Source organism: Agromyces sp. GL_144, from assembly GCF_057834305.1.
Genome location: NZ_CM174399.1, coordinates 414,495 through 436,440 on the forward strand (window position 1 = coordinate 414,495; position 21,946 = coordinate 436,440).

General features: G+C 69.9%; 22 protein-coding genes and 1 tRNA gene. 11 read left to right on the forward strand and 12 right to left on the reverse strand.

Annotated features, from left to right (window positions below; all coding sequences use genetic code 11):
- Positions 1-21: 21 nt before the first annotated feature.
- Positions 22-288: a DUF7218 family protein gene (locus AC3IPY_RS01800; RefSeq protein ID WP_489186280.1), complete on the reverse strand. Its 267-nt coding sequence runs from the start codon at positions 286-288 to the stop codon at positions 22-24.
- A gap of 53 nt (positions 289-341) precedes the next feature.
- The gene (locus AC3IPY_RS01805) at positions 342-1,226 is read right to left on the reverse strand and encodes an SDR family oxidoreductase (RefSeq protein WP_489186281.1); all 885 of its coding nucleotides are present in this window, start codon (positions 1,224-1,226) and stop codon (positions 342-344) included.
- 289 nt (positions 1,227-1,515) lie between these two features.
- Here AC3IPY_RS01805 and AC3IPY_RS01810 point away from each other — a divergent pair, with 289 nt between their 5' ends.
- On the forward strand, positions 1,516-1,683 hold the full coding sequence (locus tag AC3IPY_RS01810; protein ID WP_489186282.1) for a hypothetical protein: 168 nt from the start codon (positions 1,516-1,518) through the stop codon (positions 1,681-1,683).
- Between the two features lie 77 nt (positions 1,684-1,760).
- Positions 1,761-2,147 carry a DUF7882 family protein gene (locus AC3IPY_RS01815; protein ID WP_489186283.1) on the forward strand — a complete coding sequence of 129 codons (387 nt, stop codon included), beginning with the start codon at positions 1,761-1,763 and terminating at the stop codon, positions 2,145-2,147.
- Positions 2,148-2,196: 49 nt separating this feature from the next.
- Here the strand turns inward: AC3IPY_RS01815 and AC3IPY_RS01820 are convergent, their stop codons facing one another.
- Positions 2,197-2,520 (reverse strand): DUF7882 family protein, encoded by a 324-nt coding sequence (locus AC3IPY_RS01820; RefSeq protein ID WP_489186284.1) that lies wholly within the window; start codon positions 2,518-2,520, stop codon positions 2,197-2,199.
- 103 nt (positions 2,521-2,623) lie between these two features.
- Between AC3IPY_RS01820 and AC3IPY_RS01825 the strand changes: the two genes are divergently transcribed.
- The 7 genes from AC3IPY_RS01825 (at position 2,624) to AC3IPY_RS01855 (ending at position 9,991) form a co-directional block, all read left to right on the forward strand.
- A complete protein-coding gene (locus AC3IPY_RS01825; RefSeq protein ID WP_489186285.1) occupies positions 2,624-3,631 on the forward strand; it encodes a LacI family DNA-binding transcriptional regulator in 1,008 nt (335 codons plus the stop codon).
- Between the two features lie 239 nt (positions 3,632-3,870).
- Positions 3,871-5,556, forward strand: a complete 1,686-nt coding sequence (locus AC3IPY_RS01830; protein WP_489186286.1) for a glycoside hydrolase family 13 protein — start codon at positions 3,871-3,873, stop codon at positions 5,554-5,556.
- A 99-nt stretch (positions 5,557-5,655) separates the two neighbouring features.
- Positions 5,656-6,996 carry an ABC transporter substrate-binding protein gene (locus AC3IPY_RS01835; protein ID WP_489186287.1) on the forward strand — a complete coding sequence of 447 codons (1,341 nt, stop codon included), beginning with the start codon at positions 5,656-5,658 and terminating at the stop codon, positions 6,994-6,996.
- A 143-nt stretch (positions 6,997-7,139) separates the two neighbouring features.
- Positions 7,140-8,117: a carbohydrate ABC transporter permease gene (locus AC3IPY_RS01840; protein WP_489186288.1), complete on the forward strand. Its 978-nt coding sequence runs from the start codon at positions 7,140-7,142 to the stop codon at positions 8,115-8,117.
- A complete protein-coding gene (locus AC3IPY_RS01845; RefSeq protein WP_489186289.1) occupies positions 8,114-9,103 on the forward strand; it encodes a carbohydrate ABC transporter permease in 990 nt (329 codons plus the stop codon). The genes AC3IPY_RS01840 and AC3IPY_RS01845 overlap by 4 nt, the downstream gene beginning before the upstream one ends.
- A 301-nt stretch (positions 9,104-9,404) precedes the next feature.
- Positions 9,405-9,809: an MmcQ/YjbR family DNA-binding protein gene (locus AC3IPY_RS01850; RefSeq protein ID WP_489186290.1), complete on the forward strand. Its 405-nt coding sequence runs from the start codon at positions 9,405-9,407 to the stop codon at positions 9,807-9,809.
- Positions 9,810-9,918: 109 nt separating this feature from the next.
- Positions 9,919-9,991 (forward strand) — tRNA-Arg (locus AC3IPY_RS01855).
- A gap of 174 nt (positions 9,992-10,165) precedes the next feature.
- On the opposite strand, the gene AC3IPY_RS01860 is transcribed toward AC3IPY_RS01855, so the two are convergent.
- The 4 genes from AC3IPY_RS01860 to AC3IPY_RS01875 all read right to left on the reverse strand — a co-directional run bounded on the left by AC3IPY_RS01860 (position 10,166) and on the right by AC3IPY_RS01875 (position 14,161).
- A complete protein-coding gene (locus tag AC3IPY_RS01860) occupies positions 10,166-11,644 on the reverse strand; it encodes an MFS transporter (protein WP_489186291.1) in 1,479 nt (492 codons plus the stop codon).
- 59 nt (positions 11,645-11,703) lie between these two features.
- Positions 11,704-12,321, reverse strand: a complete 618-nt coding sequence (locus tag AC3IPY_RS01865; RefSeq protein ID WP_489186292.1) for a PadR family transcriptional regulator — start codon at positions 12,319-12,321, stop codon at positions 11,704-11,706.
- Positions 12,322-12,544: 223 nt separating this feature from the next.
- On the reverse strand, positions 12,545-13,531 hold the full coding sequence (locus tag AC3IPY_RS01870; RefSeq protein ID WP_489188409.1) for a sulfite exporter TauE/SafE family protein: 987 nt from the start codon (positions 13,529-13,531) through the stop codon (positions 12,545-12,547).
- Positions 13,532-13,690: 159 nt separating this feature from the next.
- On the reverse strand, positions 13,691-14,161 hold the full coding sequence (locus tag AC3IPY_RS01875) for an RrF2 family transcriptional regulator (protein ID WP_489186293.1): 471 nt from the start codon (positions 14,159-14,161) through the stop codon (positions 13,691-13,693).
- A 230-nt stretch (positions 14,162-14,391) separates the two neighbouring features.
- On the opposite strand from AC3IPY_RS01875, the gene AC3IPY_RS01880 reads away from it, so the two are divergent.
- Both AC3IPY_RS01880 and AC3IPY_RS01885 read left to right on the forward strand, forming a co-directional pair.
- On the forward strand, positions 14,392-15,813 hold the full coding sequence (locus tag AC3IPY_RS01880) for a hypothetical protein (RefSeq protein WP_489186294.1): 1,422 nt from the start codon (positions 14,392-14,394) through the stop codon (positions 15,811-15,813).
- The gene (locus AC3IPY_RS01885; protein ID WP_489186295.1) at positions 15,810-16,118 is read left to right on the forward strand and encodes a GNAT family N-acetyltransferase; all 309 of its coding nucleotides are present in this window, start codon (positions 15,810-15,812) and stop codon (positions 16,116-16,118) included. The genes AC3IPY_RS01880 and AC3IPY_RS01885 overlap by 4 nt, the downstream gene beginning before the upstream one ends.
- A 245-nt stretch (positions 16,119-16,363) precedes the next feature.
- Here the strand turns inward: AC3IPY_RS01885 and AC3IPY_RS01890 are convergent, their stop codons facing one another.
- From AC3IPY_RS01890 to AC3IPY_RS01910, 5 genes are all read right to left on the reverse strand, one after another.
- Entirely contained in the window at positions 16,364-16,591 is a 228-nt protein-coding gene (locus AC3IPY_RS01890) for a hypothetical protein (protein ID WP_489186296.1), read from the reverse strand.
- Between the two features lie 9 nt (positions 16,592-16,600).
- The gene (locus tag AC3IPY_RS01895) at positions 16,601-17,101 is read right to left on the reverse strand and encodes a MarR family winged helix-turn-helix transcriptional regulator (RefSeq protein WP_489186297.1); all 501 of its coding nucleotides are present in this window, start codon (positions 17,099-17,101) and stop codon (positions 16,601-16,603) included.
- Positions 17,102-17,384: 283 nt separating this feature from the next.
- Entirely contained in the window at positions 17,385-18,179 is a 795-nt protein-coding gene (locus AC3IPY_RS01900; protein ID WP_489186298.1) for an SDR family NAD(P)-dependent oxidoreductase, read from the reverse strand.
- Entirely contained in the window at positions 18,176-19,033 is an 858-nt protein-coding gene (locus AC3IPY_RS01905; RefSeq protein WP_489186299.1) for an alpha/beta hydrolase, read from the reverse strand. Before AC3IPY_RS01905 ends, AC3IPY_RS01900 begins: the two co-directional genes overlap by 4 nt.
- 119 nt (positions 19,034-19,152) lie before the next feature.
- On the reverse strand, positions 19,153-21,864 hold the full coding sequence (locus AC3IPY_RS01910; protein ID WP_489186300.1) for an AAA family ATPase: 2,712 nt from the start codon (positions 21,862-21,864) through the stop codon (positions 19,153-19,155).
- Between the last annotated feature and the right edge of the window lie 82 nt (positions 21,865-21,946).

Genomic DNA, 21,946 nt, shown 5'->3' on the forward strand with positions numbered 1-21,946 from the left:
CGCAGTCAGGCGGTCCGCGGCTCAGTGGTTGCGCAGCGCCGAGATCAACTCGGCCTTGCGCTTGCCGCTGTAGCCGGTGAGCCCGAGCTCCTTGGCGCGCTTCTTCAGCTGATCGACGGTCCAGTCGTCGTAGTCGCCGCTCTTCCCGCCATTTCGGCCGACCGCGCTGCGGCCCTTCGCGGCCGCCGCGTTCGAGACGCGAGCCGCCTTCTCCTTCGAGGCGCCGTCGTCGCGGAGCTTCTCGTAGAGCTCCGGGTCCTTCAGTGATGCGTTCCTGCGTCCGGGCATCGCCGGTCTCCCTTCTTCTCGGTTCTTCTCCGGTCTCGGTGGTTCCCGCGGCGTCAGAGCCCCCGCCCGCCCGTCACGGGCAGCACGGCCCCAGAGACGTACGACGCGTCATCCGACGCAAGGTAGACGTAGGCGCCCGCGAGTTCGGCCGGCTGGCCCGCGCGACCGATCGGCGTGTCATGGCCGAAGTCCGGCAGGTGGTCGGGCCAACCGGTCGCCGGGATGAGCGGCGTCCAGATCGGCCCGGGTGCGACGGCGTTCACGCGGATGCCGCGTGGCCCGAGCTCCTCGGCCAGGGCCTTCGTGAACGCCACGAGCGCCGCCTTCGTCATGGCGTAGTCCACGAGCGAGGACGACGGATCGAAGCCCTGGATCGACGACGTCGTGATGATCGAGGACCCCGCCTCCATATGCGGCACGGCCGCGCGCGCGAGGAACACGGGAGCGAAGAGGTTCACGCGCATCACCCGCTCGAAGTCGTCGGTCGGGATCTGCTCGATTCCGCCACGGTCGCGCTGGTAGGCGGCGTTCAGCACCAGCAGGTCGAGGCCGCCGAACGCCGCTTCGGTGCGGTGCACGAGGTCGATGCAGTGCTGTTCGCTGCGCAGGTCGCCGGGCAGCAGCAGAGGGTCGCGCCCGGCATCGGCGACCCAGACCGCGGTCTCCTCGGCGTCGTCCTGTTCGCTCGGCAGGTACGCGATCGCGACCTGGGCGCCCTCGCGCGCGAACGCGATCGCGACGGCTCGGCCGATGCCGGAGTCGCCGCCCGTGATGAGCGCCCGACGGCCCACCAGTCGATCGCCGCCTCGATAGCTCTGCTCGCCGTGATCGGGCTGCGGCGACATGCGGGCCGTGATTCCCGGCGGGTCCTGCTCCTGCTTGGGGAACGGATCCGTGGTGTGCTTCGTGGTCGGATCGACCAGTCGGTTCGTGTACATCGTCGGAACCTCCCTCCCATCCGCGATCCCTCTTCACGCTACGCAGGTCGCAGACGATCCGACGGGGGTTGACAGCGGCGGATGCCACGGGGCATCCGCTCGCGAATCGCTGCCGGCTAGCAGGTCGCCGGGAGCAGGGTCAACCCCGAGCGGCGAATCGGCCGACCGCCATAACGTGGTGGGAACGGAGCGCATCCGCCCCGAGGTTCCGCCGAGGTCTTGATCGACCGTGCGGAGGCCGAACGTTCGCAGCCTCTACCCGGGCCGCGGATCATGAGAAGGAGAGATCATGAACATCCTCGTCGCCATCATCGCCATCGTCGCCATCATCCTGCTGTTCACCGGCGGGTTCGTGCAGTCGCTGAACTTCCTGCTCTGGGTCGGGCTCGTGCTGCTGATCATCGCGGTCATCGTGTGGCTCCTGCGCTTCCTCAGCGGCCGCAAGAGCACCGTCTGACGAAGCAGAACTCCACCGGCGCGGGCGTCCTTCGGGGCGCCCGCGCCGTCGTGCGTGAACCGACGTATGATGCACGGGTGGGAACCCTCTACTACGGCGATTCAGGCACTCCGATCGGCATCGAAGACCGCGCGCTCGCGCATGTCAAGGTCGCCGTCACGACCAAGCTGCGCCGCGGCGAGAGCTTCACCCTCTCGTGGCAGCACACCGACGACCAGCCGCGCGGGCGCAGCACGCTCTGGCTGCACCCGTCGATCCCGCTCCGGTTCGTGTTCGACGAGCCCGAGACGCCCGAACTGAGTCGGGAGTGGATCGAAGAGCTCATGCGCTCGGCCAACAGCACTGGCGGCATCCGCCTGGTGCCCGAGCACCTCGACACCAACCCCATCGCGACCGTTCCCGACCAGCCCGTGCAGGTGGGCGTCGACGTGCAGCAGGTCGAAGCGGCTGCAGCGACCGACTGAGCTGGCCGCCTGCCGCTGGCCGGTTCGCGTCGAGTCGGTCCGCGTCGAGTCAGTCCGCGTCGATCGGGTCGTCCTCGTCGGGCTCGGGCACGTACTGCAGGCCCGACGTGCTGTTCGCCGTGAGCAGCAGCTGTTCGATCCAGATGCGGTTGAGCTTCGGCGAGCGATTGCCGCTGAACACGAACTGCAGCGGGATCGACGGATGAAGCCAGAGCGTCGTGCGACCGCTGCCGTTCACGAGGCCGTGCTCCCACGTCATCGAGAAGCTCTCACCGCGACGCAGCTTGTTCAGGATCGCGACGCGGAGGTGCGCGAGCACCCGGTCGTCGATGTCGAGCTCGCGCGGAGACGAGTTGTAGATGAGCTTGCCCATGCGGAGACTCTAATGCTCGTGGAGCGGTGACGGTGAACGTGGACGGGCCTTGCTGTCGAGTTCTTGCGCGGTGCGCGACGGCGAGTGCGGCTAGCATGGCGCCATGTCGAGGAGACTCGCGGATGTCGCGCGCAAGGTCGGAGTCAGCGAAGCCACCGTCAGCCGGGTGCTGAACGGCAAGCCGGGCGTCTCGGCGTCCACGCGCGACGCGGTGCTGACCGCGCTCGACGTGCTCGGGTACGAACGCCCCACGAAGCTGCGCGGCGAACGGGCGAGGCTCGTGGGCCTCGTGATGCCCGAGCTGCAGAACCCGATCTTCCCGGCGCTCGCCGAGTCCATCGGGGGCGGCCTCGCGCAGAACGGGTACACCCCGGTGCTCTGCATCCAGACGGCAGGCGGCATCTCCGAGGCCGACTACGTCGAGCTGCTGCTGCACCAGCAGGTGTCCGGCGTGATCTTCGCCGGCGGCGCCTACGCCCAGGCCGACGTCAACCACGACCACTACGAGCGCCTGCGCGAGCTCAACCTGCCGACCGTGCTCGTGAACGCGCCGATCGACGGCCTCGGCTTCGCCACGGTCTCGTGCGACGACGCGACCTCGATGGAGCAGGCGTTCGGGCACCTGATGCAGCTCGGACACCGGCGCATCGGCATCCTGCTCGGTCCGCGCGACCACATCCCGTCGCAGCGCAAGCATGCGGCGGCGCTGCGCATGGCCGAACGCCACGGCGTCGAGCTCGGCGAGGACCGCATCGTGCACTCGCTCTACTCGCTCGAGTCGGGGCAGACGGCGGCGACCAAGCTCATCGCGGCGGGCGTCACGGGCATCATCTGCGCGAGCGACCCGATGGCGCTCGGCGCCGTGCGCGCCGTGCGCCGCGCGGGCCTGCGCGTGCCAGAGGACGTCTCGGTCATCGGCTACGACGACTCCGCGCTCATGAACTGCACCGAGCCGCCGCTGACGACCGTGCGGCAGCCGATCGAGGCCATGGGCAAGATGATCATCGAGCTGCTCATGCGCCAGATGTCGAGCGAGCGCAGCATCGGCGACGAGGTGTTCTTCGCGCCCGAGCTCGTGGTGCGCGCCTCGACCGCGCCCGCGGCCGCCTGAGGCCCGGGCCGGGCACTCGAACACCGAATCCGGCAGACATCCACAACGCCGCTTGCGCGGATCTCGCAAGCCAGTGCCGCAATTGAGCGCAAACCATCGCAAATTTTTGTTCAGATGTTGAATAGTTGCATCATTCTGTTGCTCTCAATACGTTGACGGTCATAGACGCCGTCGTCTCCCACGACCGGCGCTCGCAGAGCACGAACGCAAGACCGCCCGTCGCAGAGGAGACCACCAGCGTGACCACGCCACTCACGGAATACGGCACGACCGCCCCGTCGCTGCCGGGCGACGACCCGCTGTGGTGGCGCAGCGCCGTGATCTACCAGGTGTACGTGCGCAGTTTCGCCGATTCAGACGGCGACGGCACGGGCGACCTCCGCGGCGTGCGCAGCCGGCTCGGCTACCTCAAGGAGCTCGGCGTCGACGCGCTCTGGTTCAACCCGTGGTACCCGTCGCCGCTCGCCGACGGCGGCTACGACGTGTCCGACTACCGCGACATCCACCCGGCCTTCGGCACCCTCGAGGACGCCGAGCAGCTCATCTCCGAGGCGCTCGCCCTCGGCATCCGAACGATCATCGACATCGTGCCGAACCACATCTCGATCGAGCACCCGTGGTTCCAGGCGGCCCTCGCCGCCGCGCCGGGCAGTCCCGAGCGGGAGCGGTTCTGGTTCCACCCCGGCAAGGGTGCGAACGGCGAGAAGATGCCCACGAACTGGATCTCGAACTTCCAGGGCGACACGTGGACGCGCACGACGAACCCCGACGGCACGCCGGGCGAGTGGTACCTGCACCTGTTCACGCCCGAGCAGCCCGACCTGAACTGGAACCACCCCGACGTGCGCGCCGAGCACGAGGACGTGCTGCGGTTCTGGTTCGACCGCGGCGTCGCCGGCGTGCGCATCGACTCCGCGGGCCTGCTCATCAAGGACCCGGCGCTGCCCGAGGTGCCCGAGCAGGTCGCGCCCGGCGAGCACCCCACCGAAGACCGCGACGAGGTGCACGACGTCTACCGCGCCTGGCGCCGCATCGCCGACTCGTACGAGGGCACCCGCGTGCTCGTCGGCGAGGTCTGGGTTCCGGATGCCTCCCGCTTCGCGGCCTACCTGCGCCCCGACGAGATGCACACCGCCTTCAACTTCGACTTCATGACGAGGCCGTGGCAGGCCGACGAACTGCGCGCCTCGATCGACCTCATGCTCGCGGCGCACGCACCCGTCGGCGCCCCGAGCACCTGGGTGCTCTCCAACCACGACGTGACCCGGCCGGTCACGCGGTACGGCCGCGAGGACTCGAGCTTCGCGTTCGCGAAGAAGCGCTTCGACACCCCGACCGACCTCGAGCTCGGCCGTCGCCGTGCGCGAGCGGCGGCCCTGCTCACCGCGGCACTGCCGGGCTCGCTCTACCTCTACCAGGGCGACGAGCTCGGCCTGCCGGAGGTCGAGTTGCCGCGCGAGGTGCTCGAGGATCCGATGCACTTCCGCTCGGGCGGCGTCGACCCGGGCCGTGACGGATGCCGCGTCCCGCTGCCCTGGCGCGGCACCGAGCCGCCGTTCGGATTCAGCCCCGCCGCACGCCCCGGCGCGGCATCCGTCTCCCCATGGCTGCCGCAGCCCGAGGACTGGTCCGCGCTCACCGTGCAGGCGCAGGAGGCCGACCCCGGCTCGATGCTGTGGCTCTACCGGCAGGCACTGCGCATCCGCAAGCGCGAGCACTCGCTCGGCGATGGACCGATGACCTGGCTGCCGAGCGCCCCCGGCGTGCTCGCGTTCAGCCGCGGCGACGACATCGTCAGCGTGACGAACCTCGGCACGGAGCCGATCGCGCTGCCCGACCACGACCGCATCCTCCTCAGCAGCTCGCCGCTCGTCGGCGGACTGCTGCCCCCAGACTCCACGGCCTGGCTCCACCGACCAGCCTGACCGTCGAGGCCGTCGGCGCGCACCAGGCCGCGGCATCCCTCACCACACCGCACCACACAGCACCGAAAGGACTGGACAATGAAGTCACCGAGAACAGTCGTGATAGCCGGCCTCGCCGCGCTCGCGATGGTGGGCTCGCTCGCCGCCTGCACCCAGGGCGGAGACGACTCGAGCGGCAAGCTCGAGCTGCGCGTCGCCACCTTCCCGCCCGGCGCCGACCAGGCGGCCTACGACGCCTTCGCCGAGCAGGAGAAGCAGTTCGAGTCCGAGAACCCCGACATCGACGTGGTCGGACTCGAGTACGAGTGGACCGCTCCGACGTTCGCCGCACAGCTGGCCGGCGGAAGCCTGCCCGACGTGTTCACCGTGCCCTTCACCGACTCCAAGACGCTCCTCGAGAACAACCAGCTCATGGACGTCACCGACGAGCTGAAGGAGCTCGGCTACGCCGACAAGTTCAACCCGATCATCCTCGACGAGGTCACGGGCAGCGACGGAAAGATCTACGGCTTCCCGCGCCAGGCGTACGCCAATGGCCTGCACTACAACCGCGACCTGTTCGAGCAGGCCGGCCTCGACCCCGACAGCCCGCCCACCACGTGGGACGAGGTGCGTGCGGCCGCGAAGACCATCGCCGAGAAGACCGGCAAGGCCGGCTACGCGACGATGGCCGCAGGCAACACCGGCGGCTGGCAGCTGTCGGTGCAGGCCGACTCGCGCGGCGCGTCGCTGCAGACCGACAACGGCGACGGCACCTACACGTCGACGATCGACAACGACGCGACGAAGCAGACGCTCGAGTACCTGCACGACCTCCGCTGGGAGGACAACTCGATGGGCTCGACGTTCGACCTCGACTGGGGCAGCATCAACCAGGAGTTCGCGGCCGGCAACGTCGGCATGTACACCACGGGTTCCGACGTCTACACGGCCCTCGTGCGCGACTTCGGCATGAGCCCCGACGTCTACGGCCTCACCGTCATCCCCGTCGAGAACGGCGGCGGCGTGCTGGGCGGCGGCGACATCGCCGTCATGCCCCCCACGCTCGACGACGACACCAAGGCCGCCGCGGTCAAGTGGATCGACTGGTACTACATGCAGAAGCTCCTGAACGAGGATGCCGCGGTCGCCGACGCGAAGGCGCTCGTCGCCTCCGACCAGGCGGTCGGCACCCCGGTGCTGCCGGTGCTGGACCAGGAGACGTACCTCGAGTCGCAGGAGTGGATCAAGGACTACATCAACGTTCCGCTCGACCAGATGACCGGCTTCACCGAGGGCATCTTCGACCAGACGCCGGTCGGCGAGTTCAAGGGCCAGACGCAGCCGATCTACGCGCTCATGGACAACCTCGTGCAGGCCGTCCTGACCGACCAGAACGCCGACATCGATGCGCTGCTGAAGCAGGTCGACGTCGACGCGCAGGCGCTGCTGGACCAGTAGCACCACGGATGCCGCGGCCGCGCCCCTCCCCGCGCGGCCGCGGCGTCACCCCGCCCGCTTCCGGTCGTCGAGCACGACCCGCCCCGCGGCATCCGCCCGAGACATCCGCCCCCCCGCTGAACCACCTCCGACAAGGAGCACCGATGACGATGACCAGCGAACCCGCGGTCGTGGCCGACGACGCCCCGCCGCCTCCGGCCCCACCGCTCGTGACCCGTCGGCGCCGACGCTCGCCCATGACCTGGCTGCGCGGCGGCGGCCTCTGGAACCTCGCGTTCCTCGCGCCGATGCTCATCGTCTTCGGCGTGTTCAGCTGGGGTCCGATCGCTCGCGCGGTCGTCATGAGCTTCCAGAAGACGAACCTCATCACGACGCCGACGTGGGTCTGGTTCGACAACTTCGCGCGAGTGCTGAACGACCCGAACCTCAGCACCGCCGTGCTGAACACCGCCTACTTCGCGGCGCTCGCGCTCCTCTTCGGCTTCCCGCTGCCGATCATCATGGCCGTGCTCATGAGCGAGGTGCGTCGGGGCAAGGGCCTCTACAGCGCCCTCGCCTACCTGCCCGTGGTCGTGCCGCCCGTCGTCGCCGTGCTGCTGTGGAAGGTGTTCTACAACGCCAGCCCCGACGGCGTGTTCAACACGGTGCTCGGCTGGGTGGGCATCCCGCCGCAACCCTGGCTGCAGTCCTCGGCCACCGCGATGCCGTCGCTCGTGATCGAGGCGACCTGGGCCGCGGCCGGCGGCTCGATCATCATCTACCTCGCCGCACTCATCGCGGTGCCGCCGGAGCTCTACGACGCGGCCGAGGTCGACGGCGCCGGCATCTGGCGCAAGATCTGGCACGTCACCCTGCCGCAGCTGCGCGGCATCCTCTTCATCATGCTGATCCTGCAGGTCATCGGCACCGCGCAGGTCTTCCTCGAGCCGTACCTGTTCACGGGCGGCGGTCCGAACAACGCGACCTTGACCGTGCTGCTGCTGATCTACCGCTACGCGTTCCAGAACAGCCTCGGCGGCGCCTACGGCGAGGCGACCGCGCTGAGCCTCATGCTCGCGATCTTCCTCGGCCTCCTGAGCTGGCTGTACTTCAAGCTGACCGACCGTTGGAGCACGAATTGACCACGACACCCTCCTCCGGGCCCGCCACGACGCCGATCTCCCGCTCGCTGCGCGCGAAGCTCGAGGGCGTGACGAATCGCCGGGCGAAGCGGGACGCCTCCGACGACGCCGCCGACCGCAGCATCCTGAGCGGGCACGACCGTCGCCGCCGCGGGGTGCGCGCCTCGATGTCGGGCGTGCACGTGTTCCTCTTCGTCGGCCTCGTGGTCGCCGGACTCGGGCCGCTGCTGTGGCTCGCGAAGGCGGCGGTCACCCCCACGCAGGACACGCTGAGCCAGCCGTTCGCGCTCTGGCCCAACGGCATCGACTGGGCGAACCTCGAGCAGGCGTGGAACGACGTCCACATCGACCAGTACTTCATGAACACGCTGTACGTCGCGGCCGGGTCGTGGTTCTTCCAGCTGCTCATCGCGACGACGGCCGGCTACGCGCTGTCGGTGCTGCGCCCGAGGTACGCGCCGATCCTGAACGGGCTCGTGCTCGCGACCCTGTTCATCCCGGCGGTCGTGCTGCTGGTGCCGCTGTACCTGACGATCCTGCACATCCCGGTGTTCGACGTGTCGCTGCTCAACACGTACTGGGCCGTGTGGTTGCCGGCGGCGGCGAACGCGTTCAACATCCTGCTCGTCAAGCGGTTCTTCGACTCGCTGCCGCGCGAGGTGTTCGAGGCGGCCCGCACCGACGGCGCCGGCCCCTTCCGGGTGTTCTGGTCGATCGTGCTGCCGATGTCCAAGCCCATCCTCGGCGTCGTGTCGGTGTTCGCGGTGATCGCGGCCTGGAAGGACTTCCTCTGGCCGCTGCTCGTGCTCCCCGACCCCGCCGTGCAGCCGTTGTCGGTGCGCCTGCCGGCCGTGCAGTCGCAGACCGAGCTCGACGTGTTCCTCGCCGCGCTCGCGATCTCGACGATCATCCCCGTCGTGCTGTTCCTCATCTTCCAGCGGCTGTTCCTGCGCGGCGCCGGGCTGGGCGGGGCGGTCAAGGGCTGAGCCGGTTCGCGGTGCACGTTTCGTGTCGTTCAGCCGGTCGTTCGGCCTGTCGTTCGGCCTGTGGATGCCGCGGGCCGGTGTCGCCGGCCGGTGTCGCGGCGCGGCCTGTCGTCGCGCTCGAGCGTGATCGATGCGGTCGGCAATTCAGGATAGTCGCCCGACACGCCGTGCAACGGGCGTCGCCACGCCGGTGCCTGGGCGTCGCGTCCTGAGTTCGCAACCGATCGGCGGCGGATGTCGCGGGGCGGCCTGACGTCGCGTTCGATGACGGATGTCGCGGGGTCGGCGTAGGCTGCCCGGCGTGGAGCATCCCCAGGTCGTCGACCCGCGGCATCCGCTCGTGGAGCGCGTGCGCGAGCTCTGCCTCGCACTGCCCGAGGCGGTCGAGGTCGAGGCGTGGGGCAGGCCCACGTTCCGGGCCCGCAAGCCGATCTTCACCTACGTCGGCGCGCACATGGAGCGGCCGTTCTCGATCGTCGTGAAGACCGACCCCGAAGAGCACCGCGCCCTCGTGCAGGACGACCGCTTCTACGGCGTGCCCTACTTCGACCGCAACCACTGGGTGGGCACCGACCTCGACGCGCCCGCCACCGACTGGCAGCTGCTCGCCGAGCTCATCGAGACCTCGTACCGGCAGGTCGCCCTCAAGCGGCAGCTCGCGGCCCTCGATGCCGCCCGGGGCGAGGCTGCTGAAGAGAGGCTGTGAGTGCCGGGGCCGCCTGGCTGCTCGATTGGCGCCGGCGCGACGGGTGGGATAGAGTAACGGGGTTGCCTGCGCTGGAGACAGCACAGAAACTGCGCTTTTCGAAGCGCATGCGCCCGTAGCTCAACGGATAGAGCATCTGACTACGGATCAGAAGGTTGGGGGTTCGAATCCCTCCGGGCGCACTTGCTCAGCAACAGAACTGGTTGAGACAGTAGGAAAGCGGCTCGCGAAAGCGGGCCGTTTTCGTCTTCTCCGAACGACGTCGTCGTGTCGGGGCCCATCGCCCGCCATGCGCCGGGCCGCCACGCGCCGGCCGCCACGCGCCGGGCCGCTACGCGTGCCCACAACCCCACGCGTCAATGGAGTGATGTGCGCTTCGGCAGCACCCAGACGAGCGCGAACGAGATGATCGCGAACACCAGGCTGAGTCCGATCGCGGCGGCCGCGGCGGGCACGAAGTGCTCGGCGAGCACGGACGAGGCGGCCGCATCCGGCGAGGCGAAGTCTCCCGTTCGCAGGGCTGCCGCGATGTCGTCGGGGATGCCCTCGACATCGGCGACGGCGAACAGCACGCTGGAGACCACGGCGATGCCGATCGCGGATCCGATGCGTTGCACGGTGCCGATGACCCCGCTGGCAGCACCCGCCTCCTCGTTGCGGACGGTCGCCACGATGAAGCGTGCGTTGGGTGCGATGAACAGGCCGTTTCCGACACCCGCAACGAGGAGCGGTGCGAGCAGCAGCCACGGGGTGAGGTCGACAGCCGGCACGGTGAACAGCATGAACCACAGCACGCCGAGTCCGACCACGACCATCGCGGTGCCGGTGAGGAGCACGCCTCGGCCGAGCCGCGTCGTGAGCCGATCGCTGAAGGCGGCTCCGGCGATGTTGCCGATAGCGAACGGGACCGTCAACAGGCCCGACTCGAGTGCCGTGTGGCCGAGGCCCGCCTGCCAGAGCAACGCGATCACGAAGAAGATGCTCGTGAACGCCGCGAAGTAGACGAGGGCCAGGACGGTTCCGCCCGTGAACTGCGGGTGCGAGAACAGGCGCGGTGGCACGAGCGGCGACACGCCGCGGCGCTCGAGCGCTGACTCCCAGAACCAGAACAGCACGAGCACGACCACGCCGCCCGCGAGCGAGAGGAACGTCCATGCCGGCCAGCCTTCGTCCTGCCCTTGGATGAGCGGTACGAGGATCGCCGTGATGCCGGTCGCGAGCAGGAGCAGACCCACGAGGTCGGTCGCCGACGTGTGGCCGGTCTTCACGGCGGGGATCAGGATGGCCGCGAGGATCAAGGCGGCGATGCCGATCGGGATGTTGACGGCGAAGATCCAGCGCCAGCCGGTCTCTTCACCGAGCGCCTGGATCAACAGGCCGCCGACGATCGGGCCGAGCGCCGTCGAGACGCCGATGACCGCACCCATGATCGCGAACGCCTTGCCGCGCACCCGTGGCGAGAAGAGCAGTTGGGCGAACGCTGTCACCGCGGGGAAGAAGATGCCGCCGCCGAGGCCCTGGACGACTCGGGCGATGATCAACTCGGTGGGGCTCTGCGCGAGTCCGCACGCGAGGCTGGCGGCGGTGAAGAGGGCGAGACCGAAGAAGAACACCCACTTGTGGCCGACGCGATCGCCGATGCGCCCGGCGGGGATCAGGGCCAGTCCGAACGCGAGTGCGTAGCCGGAGATGATCCACGCCAGCGTCGCCTCGTCGGCGTCGATCGCGTCGCGGATGGTCGGCAGCGCGACATTGACGATCGTCGTGTCGAGCAGCGCCATGAATGCGCCGATGAGCAGCACCGCGAACGCAGCCCATGATCTGGTGGCGGTCACCCCTGGAGGCGCGGTCCACGGCGGCGGTCCCGGTTGCTCGGCGCGCAAGGTCGGATCGGTCATGGCTTCTCCACTTCTTCGGAGGATTCGTGGGTGACGGCGACCTTCTCGCCCTTGCGGCGGCGGCGCTCCAACTCGTCTTCGATGAGTTCGGGAATCTGGGTGATCAACCCCTCGTGCCACGCGACCTCGGTCTCGAGCCTGCGGAGCTTGTGCTCCAGCGCCAGATGCTCGGCACGCCACAGGTATTGGTCGATCCGCTCGAGCCGGCGCCGGCTCTCGTCGAGCAGGGCGCGATAGGCATCCAGGCGGGCGGTGAGCGCGCCCGCGAGTTCGTCGACGCGCTCGGGATCGAGACGGGAGAACGCGAGGTCGAACGGATCCGGCCGCGTTTCGAGCGTGCGGAACATGCCCACGCGGATCTCGTGCAGGGCGGCCACGCCCGATTCGGTGACCCGGTAGACCTGCCGGGCCGGATACTTGCCGTTCTGCTCTGTGCGCTCGATCGCGACGACGCCATCGGCGAGCATGCGCTTGAGTGCGCCGTACAGGGCGCCGACGGAGATGTCGGTCCACTCGTGCACGTGTTCCTGCTCAGCCAGGTTGCGCAGCGCGTGACCGTGCATCGGGCCGCGCTCGACGAGCGAGCTGAGGACGTAGAGACGGATCGCTGACACGCGACTACTTTCGCAAGAGTAGTCGCGTGCTGTCAAGTCCGATTCGCGTCTCGGCCGAGGCGGCACGGACAGAACAATCTGCCGGATTCGGAGATATGGCGACACGCCGCGAATCTCGAAGCTCGAGAACGGCGTGCCGCCGATAGTCCGAATCCGGCAGACAGGTCGTGCGGAGACTCAGTTCGTGCGGAGACTCAGCGGGGGCGGGCTCAGCAGGGCGGGCTCAGCGGGGGTCGGCGCCCGCGGGCACGGCCGAGTCGACGAGCGGCTCGCCGTCGGCGGGGGTCGAACCCGAGGCATCCGCTTCGGTTGCTGCTGCCGCTTCGGCTGCCGCTGCTTCGGCCTCGGCCCTGCGGTCGGCGCGGAGCGTGCGCACCGCGAACGTGACGGCGGCGGCCCAGAGCACGACGATGCCGATGAGCACGCCCGCGGTGACGGCGGCCGAGGCCTCGGCGACGATGAGGATGGTGCGGGCGTTCGTGAAGACGATCAGTCCGCCGACGAGCGAGCCGAGCAGGCGCGGGGGGAGCTTGCGCACGAGCCAGGCGGCGAGGGGTGCGGCCGCCACACCGCCGATGAGGAGCGCGAGCACCCAGCCGAGGTCGAAGCCGCCGGAACCGAGCCCGATGAGGAAGCCGATGCTCGCCGCGACCGAGACGAGGAACTCGCTCGTGTCGATCGAGCCGATGACCTTGCGCGGTTCGATGCGGCCGCTCGCGAGCAGGGCGGGCGTGCCGACCGGGCCCCATCCGCCGCCGCCGGTCGCGTCGAGGAAGCCGCCGACGAGGCCGACCGGGGCGAGGAAGCGCAGGCGCAGCGGCTTCGCCGAGTTCACCTTGGGCAGCGAGCGGAACGTGAAGCGCACGAGCAGGTAGGCGCCGAGGGCGAGCAGGATGCCGGCCATGATCGGCTTCGCCTCGTCGGTGGAGAGCGAGGACAGCACCGTCGCGCCGAGGAAGGCACCGATCGCGCCGGGGATGCCGATGCGCAGCACGACCTTCCAGTCGACGTTGCCGAAGCGCCAGTGCGAGACGCCCGAGGCGAGCGTCGTGCCGATCTCGGCGAGGTGCACCGACGCGCTCGCCGAAGCCGGGTTGGCGCCGATCGCGAGCAGCAGCGTGGTCGACGTGACGCCGTACGCCATGCCGAGCGCGCCGTCGACGAGTTGGGCGGCGAACCCGACGAGGGCCAGGAGTACGAGGGTCTGCATCATGCCTGCTTTCCGAGGAATCCAACTGGAGTACTCGGGAATCTATTGGCGGCGCGTCGGCGGCGACAAGCGACAAGTCGTCACGTGTCGTCGCATGACGTCATGGGGGAACAACTGACGTCGGCGAGGCGTTCGCGGGCGGATGCCTCGAGCCGGGCTTCAGCCGCGGGCGTCGGGGCTGTGCCAGGCCGACGGGTCGTCGGCGAGCCGGCGCACGTGATCGGGCAGGCCGCCCGAGACGACGGCGGCGAGCGAGGTCTCCTCGAGCACCGAGCGCACGCTCGCACGGAGCGCGACCCACACGTCGAGCAGGCCCGTGCTGGCACCCGTGTACCGCAGGTCGGAGGGCCGCGAGTCGCGCACGAACACGAGCGGCCCGTCGACGGCGCGCACCACGTCGGCGATCGAGACGGATGCCGCGTCGCGCGCGAGCCGGAACCCGCCGTTCGCACCGCGCCGGCTCTCGGCGATGCCCGCGCGCCTGAGGCTCGTGAGGATGCCCTCGAGGAAGCTCGCCGGGATCTCCTCGGCGGTCGCGATGGACTCCGACGAGACGAGTGCGCCATCGGGTGCCGCGGCGAGCATGAGGGCCGCGCGCACGGCGTAGTCGGCGCGAGCGGAGATCCGCATCAGCGGCCGCCGGTCGTCGGAGGCGGTGTTGCGGGCATGTGGGCCATTCAAGCAGATGCGGCCGCGGGTGACCCTCCCCGTCCCCTCGACCGGCGTGAGAGCGCTCCCTGCCTGTGGATCTGCTGAACAACGGGTTTCGTTGCACAATCCGGCCTTGGTCTGTGAGATCGGCCGCGGTTACGCTCGGAGCTACTGACCGTGATGTAACCGGACCATGAGGGCTCGGCAAAATGGGTGCACGGGTCTTCGGGGGCCTCCGGGCGGCGCCGGTTCGGGCGACCGCCTCCTCCATCGTGCATTCGTCGCGCGCGCTCGACGCGACCCTTCGCGACCGCGCGGCCCGTCGGCTCGAAGCGCGCAGGCGACTCTCGGCCATTCGCGACGGCATCGCGGCATCCGTCATGCGGCGGGTGCTCGTGACGCTCATCGCCCTGCTGCTCGGGGTCGCGGTCTTCCAGCTCTTCGCCCCTCGCCTCGGCGCGCCGGTCGACGCGGCCTGGCACGACCGGCAGGCCGGTGCGATCCTGCTCGGCGCCACGGCCGGCGCGTTGGCGTTCGCAGCGCTGGGGATCGCGTCCGCGTCCGCGAGGGGCATCGAGATCCTGCACCGCCTCGGCATGCGGTCGACGCCCGGCAACCGCGCGGCGCTCGCCGCCGGATCGTGGTTCGCGGTCGCGGCGCTCGGCGTGCACTTCTCCGCCGCGGCGTTCCTGCCCCTGCCGGGCGGGCAGTGGGGCGTCGCCGTCGTGCTGGGCGGAGGGCTCGCGGTCGCGGTCTTCTGCCTCCACCGCGTCGCCGTGCACGATCACGCCTACCGCACGTTCAACCTCGCGGCGCTGCTGCTCGCCACGGCGGCGATCACGAGCATGAGCACGACCGCGACCGGCCCCTGGTGGGACCTCAACTTCAGCACGCTCGGCACGACCGACGACGCGGCCGCCTTCTACTTCAACGCCGGTGCGGTGCTCTCCGGGCTGTCGATGGCGCTGCTCGCCCGCACGCTGACCGCCGGCCTGGCTGCGCCGCGCTTCGGTTCGAGTCCGGCCGGCATGCGCATCCTCCGGCTGTGCATCGTCGCGATCGGAGCCTGCCTGATGGGCGTCGGACTCGTGCCCATCGACACCGCGACCGACCTGCACAACGCCTTCGCGCTCGGGGCGGCCGTGAGCTTCGCGCTCCCGGCGATCGGGTTCCGACTGCTCGTGCCCGCCGCGCCGAAGCGGCTGATCGTGCTCTCGTTCTCGCTCGTGCTCGTCGAGGCCATGGCCATGGGGCTCTACGACGGCGTCAGGCTCGTGAGCCTCACCGTCTTCGAGATCGTCGCGTTCGCGCTCATCTTCGTCTGGCTCATGTCGCTCACTATGACCCCGCGCGAGCCTGGCGCGCTCCGCGCCGGTGCAGCGGATGCCGCGGGCCTCGCGCTCGAGGCCGTGCACGTCGCCAAGCGCCGGGTGGCCGACGGCATCGCCGCCGGGCGCGTCGTCGGGCGGGCCACGTCGGGGATCCGGCGCCGGGTGCCGTCGCCGCGCCCTCGCGCGGGCGAGGCCACCGCGCGAAGGGGTCCGCGAGTCCATCTGCCAGAGGTCGTCGCACCGGCCGACGGCGAGCCTCCGGATGACAGGATGGAACCACGACGAATGGAGCTGGCATGAATGCGAGCGAACCGGCCGACGAGGTCGAGATCGTGCGGGACGACGACGCCCACCGCTACGAGCTGACGGTCGGCGGGGTGCAGGCCGGCATCGCCGTGTTCGTCGCGAGGCCCGGTCGCACGGTCTTCACGCACACGATCGTGCATCCAGAGTTCGAGGGGCGCGGTCTCGCAAGCCGCCTGGCGAGGTTCGCCCTCGACGACACCGTCGCCCGCGGCGACCGCATCGTGCCGAAATGTCCGTTCATCGCCGAGTACCTGCGACGACACCCCGGCTACGAGGCATCCGTCGACCTCCCGGATTGACCCTCATACGGGGCACTGCGCAATACGCCCCGCGCGGATAGCATTCGAGCAACCCAGAGTCGGCCCGACCCGTCCGAATCGCCGTGCGCGAATCGGGGACTGATCACCATCACTTCCTCTGGAACGCCTCACCGAGCTCAGTTCGGGTCGCTCGGTAGGGGGAGGCCTCCATGAGGCCGCAGTGGGGTGGGAGGTAGGGTTCCCGCCCCACTGTCTCGCGCGCACCATCTCGCGGGCCGGCGTGTTCAGCCGTCGTGGCGCCGCCGGTGGCCGCGACGCAGGAAGAAGAGGGCGGATGCCACGGAGCCGCCGATCGCGACGATGAGGGCGATGGCGGCGATCACGAGGTAACGAACCTCCGATGCGGAGCTGTACTCGAACGTATCGGCCCAGTCGAGGCCGACGCGCACGATGACGGCGCCGACGATGACGCTGAGCAGGCAGCCGAGCACGGCGAACAGGATCCGACGCATGCGAACGGCTCAGGTCGAGGTCGGGCCGGCGGTGGTGCCCGGCGCGGTCGCGCCGCGCTCGCCGACGAGCGGGTCGGCGATCGCGAGCCGCATGCGGCGGCAGAGGTCGGTCAGCGTGAGGAGCTCGTCGTCGCCGAGCCCGGCCCCGACGGCCTGCTCGATCGCGGTGATGTGCTGGTAGGCGACCTGCCGGTAGAGCGAGAAGCCGTCTTCGGTGATCGAGACGATGGTGCCACGCCCGTCGTCGGGGTCGGGCACCTTGCTGACGAGCCCGCGGCTCGAGAGCCGGTCGAGCATGCGGCTGACGCTCGGCTGGCTGATGAGCACCGAGCGGTTCAGGTCTTTGAGGCGCAGGCGACGACCGGGAGCGCGCGAGATGTTGAAGAGCACGTCGTACTCGTTGAGCGAGATGAGTTCGCTCGGGAAGCTCTCGGAGAGCGTTCGGATCACCGTGACCTGCGCGCGGAACAGGGACTCCCAGGCGGCGACGGCGATCGCTCGGTCGGTCACGGGGATCCCTTCGGCACGCGGACGAGTTCGATGGTCCGAAGCGACGTGATCACGGACCGGTTTCCAGAATAGGGATAACCGGTGACGGAAATGGGTGAGGGCCGGTCGTAGAGGCTGACGACCGACCCTCACCCTTGCACCAAGAGTGTCCTGCAATCACATTCCGCACCGACCGCCACAGCAAACAGTCGGTGCACAACCGAATATATAACGGATCGGTAACGGGCGCTAGTTATCGTTCTGTGATTTTTCTGAAAGCGTGTTCCGAAGGGCGTTCCGCCGTTCAGATCGTGCTGACGAGACCGCCGTCGATCCGGAAGCCGGCACCGGTGATGTTGCCTGCGCGATCGCCCGCGAGGAACGCCACGAGGTCTGCGACCTCCTTCGGAGTACTGAAGCGCCTGGTGGCCGAGCCGGCGACGGCGAGGTCGGCGATCGAGGTCGGGCTGCCGCCGTCGGCGCGGCTCCGGCGGTCGGCGATGCCGCCGGCACCGAGCCAGAGGTCGGTCGAGACCGGTCCGGGATTGACGGCATTCGAGCGGATGCCACGCCCGCCGAACTCCGCTGAGATCCCCTTCGTGAAGTTCGCCAGGGCGCCCTTCGCGGCGCTGTAGTCCAGCACCGCCGGGTCGGGCAGCTCCGCGTTCACCGAGACGACGTTGACGATCGAGCCGCCACCGCCGTCGAGCATGCGCGGAATGACGGCTCGTGTCATGCGAACCGCCGCCAGGAAGTTCAGCTCGAGCGTGTGCAGCCATTCGGCATCCGAGATGGCGAGGAATCCCTCGGTTCTGGCCGGAGCGCCGCCCACGTTGTTGACGAGCACGTCGATCGGTCCGTCGGCGGCCGCGACGAGCGACGCCGGGCCGTCGGCCGTGCCGAGATCGGCGGCCACGAACGTGACAGACCCCTGCGCGACGAGCTCGCCGATGCGCACCGAGCTCGATCGCGCTCCGGCGATCACGTGCGCCCCGCCGGCGACGAGCGCCTCGACCACGGCCAGGCCGATGCCCTTGCTCGCTCCGGTGACGATCGCACGGGTGCCGTCGAACGACGTGCGTGCGGCGACCTCCGTCATCTCGGTGCCGCCACCGCGCCCACCCGGGTGATGAAGTCGAGCGACGCCTGGGCGACCTCCGCCCACCCGTGGTCGATGGTGAGCGAGTGGCCGCGATTCGGGAGGATGAGGATCTCCGTCGTCCCCGGATTCTTCGACTGGATCTTGAACGCCTGCTCGGTGGGCTTGACCGGGACCGTGTGGTCGACCTCGCCTCCGATGATCAGCAGGGGTCCGCGGTCGGGGTTCTTCGTGTCGACCTTCGTCTCGCTGAACGGGTTGAGGTTGGCCGTGACGACCTGGAAGATCGGGTTCCCGGCCGCCGCGACGTGGAACTCGTCGTAGAGTTCACGGGCTTCGGCCTCATCGAGCGCGTTCGCCCAGCCGTACTGGAAGTCCTCGAACGAGAGGGTGACGCCGTGCTTCAGGCTGCTCAGGTGCCCGACGACCGGTGCCGAGGACTTCAAGGACGAGGTCGGCACGGAGGTCACGCCCTGGAACGGCGCGGGGTCCACGGCGACGGTGGCGATCGAGCTGCCGGTGCCCGCGATCTTCTGCGCGATCAGGCCGCCGAACGAGTGGCCCACGACCGCGGGAACGGCCGTCAGCGCCGCGATGGCCTCGAGGTAGTGGTCGGTGACCTCCTGCACCATCTTCTGGGCGAAGGCATCCGGGTTCGCGCGCGCGTCCTCGAGCGATTCGGGGTCATCGGGCCAGCCGGGCGCGATCGTGGTGAAGCCGGCTTCCTCGAAACGCGCGCGCCAGCGATCCCAGCTGCTGGAGAGCAGCCAGAGTCCGTGGATGAAGACCACCGGCGTCAGGCCGGATGCGTTGGCCCGTTCGATCTCGGCCAGCTCGTGATTCGTCAATGACATGGCAACTCCTCGGGGTGGGTGTGCAGATGCGGATGTCGGCAAGTCAACGCCGGAGGCGGACGCCGCGCATCGGTCGCCCATACCTAGATTCGAGACCTGCACCCGGTCGGTGCCGCGGATCACTCGGACTCGAGTGCCTGTCGCAACTGCTCGCGCCCGGTGATGCCGAGCTTTCGGAACGCCGCGTACAGATGGGCCCCGATCGTCCGCGGCGAGAGGAAGAGCCGCTCCGCGACCTCACGATTGGTGAGGCCGTCGGCCGCGAGCTCGGCCACGCGGAGCTCCTGGGGCGTCAGCACATGGGTTCCCGATGGCTTGGCGTCGCGAAGCCGCTCGCCGGAGGCGCGCAGCTCGTCGCGGGTGCGCTCCGCCCACCTCTCGGCCGGGAACTCCTCGAACAGGCCGAGGGCGAGGTTCAGGTGCCTCCGGCATTCCGAGAACCGGTGGAGCCGGCGCAGGCGTGCGCCGATCAGCAGGTGGGCCCGCGCCTGCAGGAAGGGGATCGACAGCGGGTGGTGCTCGAGGGCGGCGGATGCCTCGGCGAGTCGTGCGTCCTCGGTGAGCGCGATGCGGGCGAAGCCGAGCACGGATTCGAGCACCGGTGCATGCCAGCCGTCGTGGATCGCGGCGATCGCGGCGACCTCGGCCTCGGCCGTCGACCGATCTCCCGCCAGCAGGAACGCCTGCACGAGGTCCGGCAGCGACACGATCCGGAACATCAGGTGGAACACGACGTCGGTCGGATCGGTCAGGCGTCGCAGCAGCGTCTCGGCCTCACGAGGCCGTCCGGTCACGACCGCGGCCATGCCCTCGGCGAAGACGAGCGTCGCGCGGGGCGACTGGGACTCGAGCACGAGGGCCGCGACCGGAGACGAGTCGGCGATCGCCCGGGCGTCGGGCGTGATGCCGTCGAGCGCGTCGTACCACGCGAGGGCCACCCGCGCGGCGGCCCCGAGGCCCGGATCCTCCATGTCGATCGCGATCGTGAGGCATTCGCCGATGTTCGCCCGTCCGTGCGCGAACCGCCCCTGGAGGAAGCAGATCCACGCCAGGCCCATCAGGGCGTGCGGCAGCAGTGCGCGGTCGCCCCTGGATCGGAATCCGTCGACCGCGCGCTGCAGGTACTCGGCCGCCGGGTCGATCTCCCCGCAGAGGTTGAGGGCGTAGCCGAGGTACCACGCCCCGATCGCGTCCTCGGTTGCGATCGCGGCCCGGCCCCGGATTCGCGCGATGACGTCGTCGCCTCGCTCGGCCGGCCGCGACACGGCGGCGAGGAGGAGGGCGCGTGGCTCGTCGGGATCGAGCCGGAAGGCGCGTGCCGCCTCATCGATCAGGGTGCCCGGGCTGGCTTCTGCGGCGTGGTCCCACGCGATCGAGGCCAGATGCAGCAGGGCATCCAGCGCGGCCTCGGCGTCACCCGCCCGGCGCATCCCCTCGATGGCGGAGAGCGCCGGTCGCAGGTCGCCGCGCGAGAGCGCCGATTCCTCGACGGGCTGCAGCTCGCGCAGCCAGGCGGACCGCGAGCGTGCGCGCGGGTCGTCCGTTTCGGCGTCGACCTCGTTCAGGAGCCCGAATGCGACCCTCGGCGCGCCGGAGCGGACGGCCGCCTCCGCCGCGCGGAGCAGGAGGTCGATGCGCATCGGAGACGTGGCCGTGAGCTCGGCCGCGCGGCAGAATGCGCGCATCGCGGTCGCCGCGTCGCCGCCGGCGATGCTCGCGTCGCCGATCTGCGCCAACTCGGCGGCAAGCCGGTGGTCGCTGCCCGACGCGAGGTCGGCACGCCACCACACCGTGCGGGGGCCTTCGGGAATCGTCTCGACCAGCGCACGGAGCACCGCCGACCGCTCCGACGACTCGGCCGCGCCGGCGATCGCGGAACGCACGAGCGGATGCCGGAAGCCCATGCGACGTTGTGCCGGATCGATCAGTCCGGCCGCGATCGCGGGGCCGAGCAGGTCTTGCGGCGGCGATCCGCCGAGGACGAGTCCGACGGCGGCCGCCGTCTCGTCGATCGAATCGCATCCCAGCGCGCCCGCGAGCACGCCGAGCCTCGTGGGCCGTGGCAGCTCGGAGTACCGTCCGACGAAGGCCAGCTCGAGTCGGCGGGTGAGGGGCACGACGTCGAGTTCGGCCGTGCGCACGTCGACGATGGGCAGTTCGACCAGCGCGAGCGGATTGCCGTCCGCGAGCTCGAGCAGCACGCGCCGATCCGTGGCACCGGGCCGGTCGGGACGGCTGTCGAGAAGCCGGTTGGCGTCGATGAAGCTGAGCGGGGCGAGATGGATGCGCTCGATCAGCTCCGCCTCGACGGCGTCGCGGCCGACCCGCGAGGTCATGACCACGATGATCGGATCCGACGAGATGCGTCGGGCGACCATGAGCAGCGTCTGCCGGGAGGCGGCGTCGATCCAGTGCAGGTCCTCGCCGATCACGAGCAGGGGGCTCACCCTCGCCGCGTCGGTGATCAGCGTCAGGGCCGCGACCCCGGCGAGGAACGTGGTCGGCATCGCCCCGGCACGCACGCCGAACGCGACCTCCAGGGCTTCGCGCTGCGGCTGGGGCAACGCCGGAATGTGCTCCTGCAGCGGATGGAGCAGGAGATGCAGCCCCGAGAACGGAGTCGCGGACTCGTCGGGCGTGCCGGTGGTCCGGAGCACGCGCAGGCCCCGTTCGCGTGCACGTCGCTCGTACTCGTCGACCAGGGCCGATTTTCCGACGCCGGGATCGCCCTCGATGACGAGCGCCGACCCGCCCGAGCCCGCTTGCGCGCAGCGCGCGTCGAAGGACTCGAGCTCGGGCTGTCGTCCGACGAATGCTCGATCGAGCGGCATGAGAGCAGTCTCGCGCATCCCGGACCTCCGCGGTACCCGTCGAGCGCGGTCTCGTTGCGGCATCCGCCCGCGTGCGCGAGGA

Bases quoted from the DNA above. Each gene is read 5' to 3' on its own strand.
- AC3IPY_RS01910 (WP_489186300.1), bottom strand. From the start codon at position 21,864: ATGCCGCTCGATCGAGCATTCGTCGGACGACAGCCCGAGCTCGAGTCC.
- AC3IPY_RS01885 (WP_489186295.1), top strand. From the start codon at position 15,810: ATGAATGCGAGCGAACCGGCCGACGAGGTCGAGATCGTGCGGGACGAC.
- AC3IPY_RS01900 (WP_489186298.1), bottom strand. From the start codon at position 18,179: ATGACGGAGGTCGCCGCACGCACGTCGTTCGACGGCACCCGTGCGATC.
- AC3IPY_RS01825 (WP_489186285.1), top strand. From the start codon at position 2,624: ATGTCGAGGAGACTCGCGGATGTCGCGCGCAAGGTCGGAGTCAGCGAA.
- AC3IPY_RS01880 (WP_489186294.1), top strand. From the start codon at position 14,392: ATGGGTGCACGGGTCTTCGGGGGCCTCCGGGCGGCGCCGGTTCGGGCG.
- AC3IPY_RS01810 (WP_489186282.1), top strand. From the start codon at position 1,516: ATGAACATCCTCGTCGCCATCATCGCCATCGTCGCCATCATCCTGCTG.
- AC3IPY_RS01870 (WP_489188409.1), bottom strand. From the start codon at position 13,531: ATGCAGACCCTCGTACTCCTGGCCCTCGTCGGGTTCGCCGCCCAACTC.
- AC3IPY_RS01905 (WP_489186299.1), bottom strand. From the start codon at position 19,033: ATGTCATTGACGAATCACGAGCTGGCCGAGATCGAACGGGCCAACGCA.
- AC3IPY_RS01890 (WP_489186296.1), bottom strand. From the start codon at position 16,591: ATGCGTCGGATCCTGTTCGCCGTGCTCGGCTGCCTGCTCAGCGTCATC.
- AC3IPY_RS01820 (WP_489186284.1), bottom strand. From the start codon at position 2,520: ATGGGCAAGCTCATCTACAACTCGTCTCCGCGCGAGCTCGACATCGAC.
- AC3IPY_RS01805 (WP_489186281.1), bottom strand. From the start codon at position 1,226: ATGTACACGAACCGACTGGTCGATCCGACCACGAAGCACACCACGGAT.
- AC3IPY_RS01800 (WP_489186280.1), bottom strand. From the start codon at position 288: ATGCCCGGACGCAGGAACGCATCACTGAAGGACCCGGAGCTCTACGAG.
- AC3IPY_RS01840 (WP_489186288.1), top strand. From the start codon at position 7,140: ATGACGATGACCAGCGAACCCGCGGTCGTGGCCGACGACGCCCCGCCG.
- AC3IPY_RS01875 (WP_489186293.1), bottom strand. From the start codon at position 14,161: ATGCGGATCTCCGCTCGCGCCGACTACGCCGTGCGCGCGGCCCTCATG.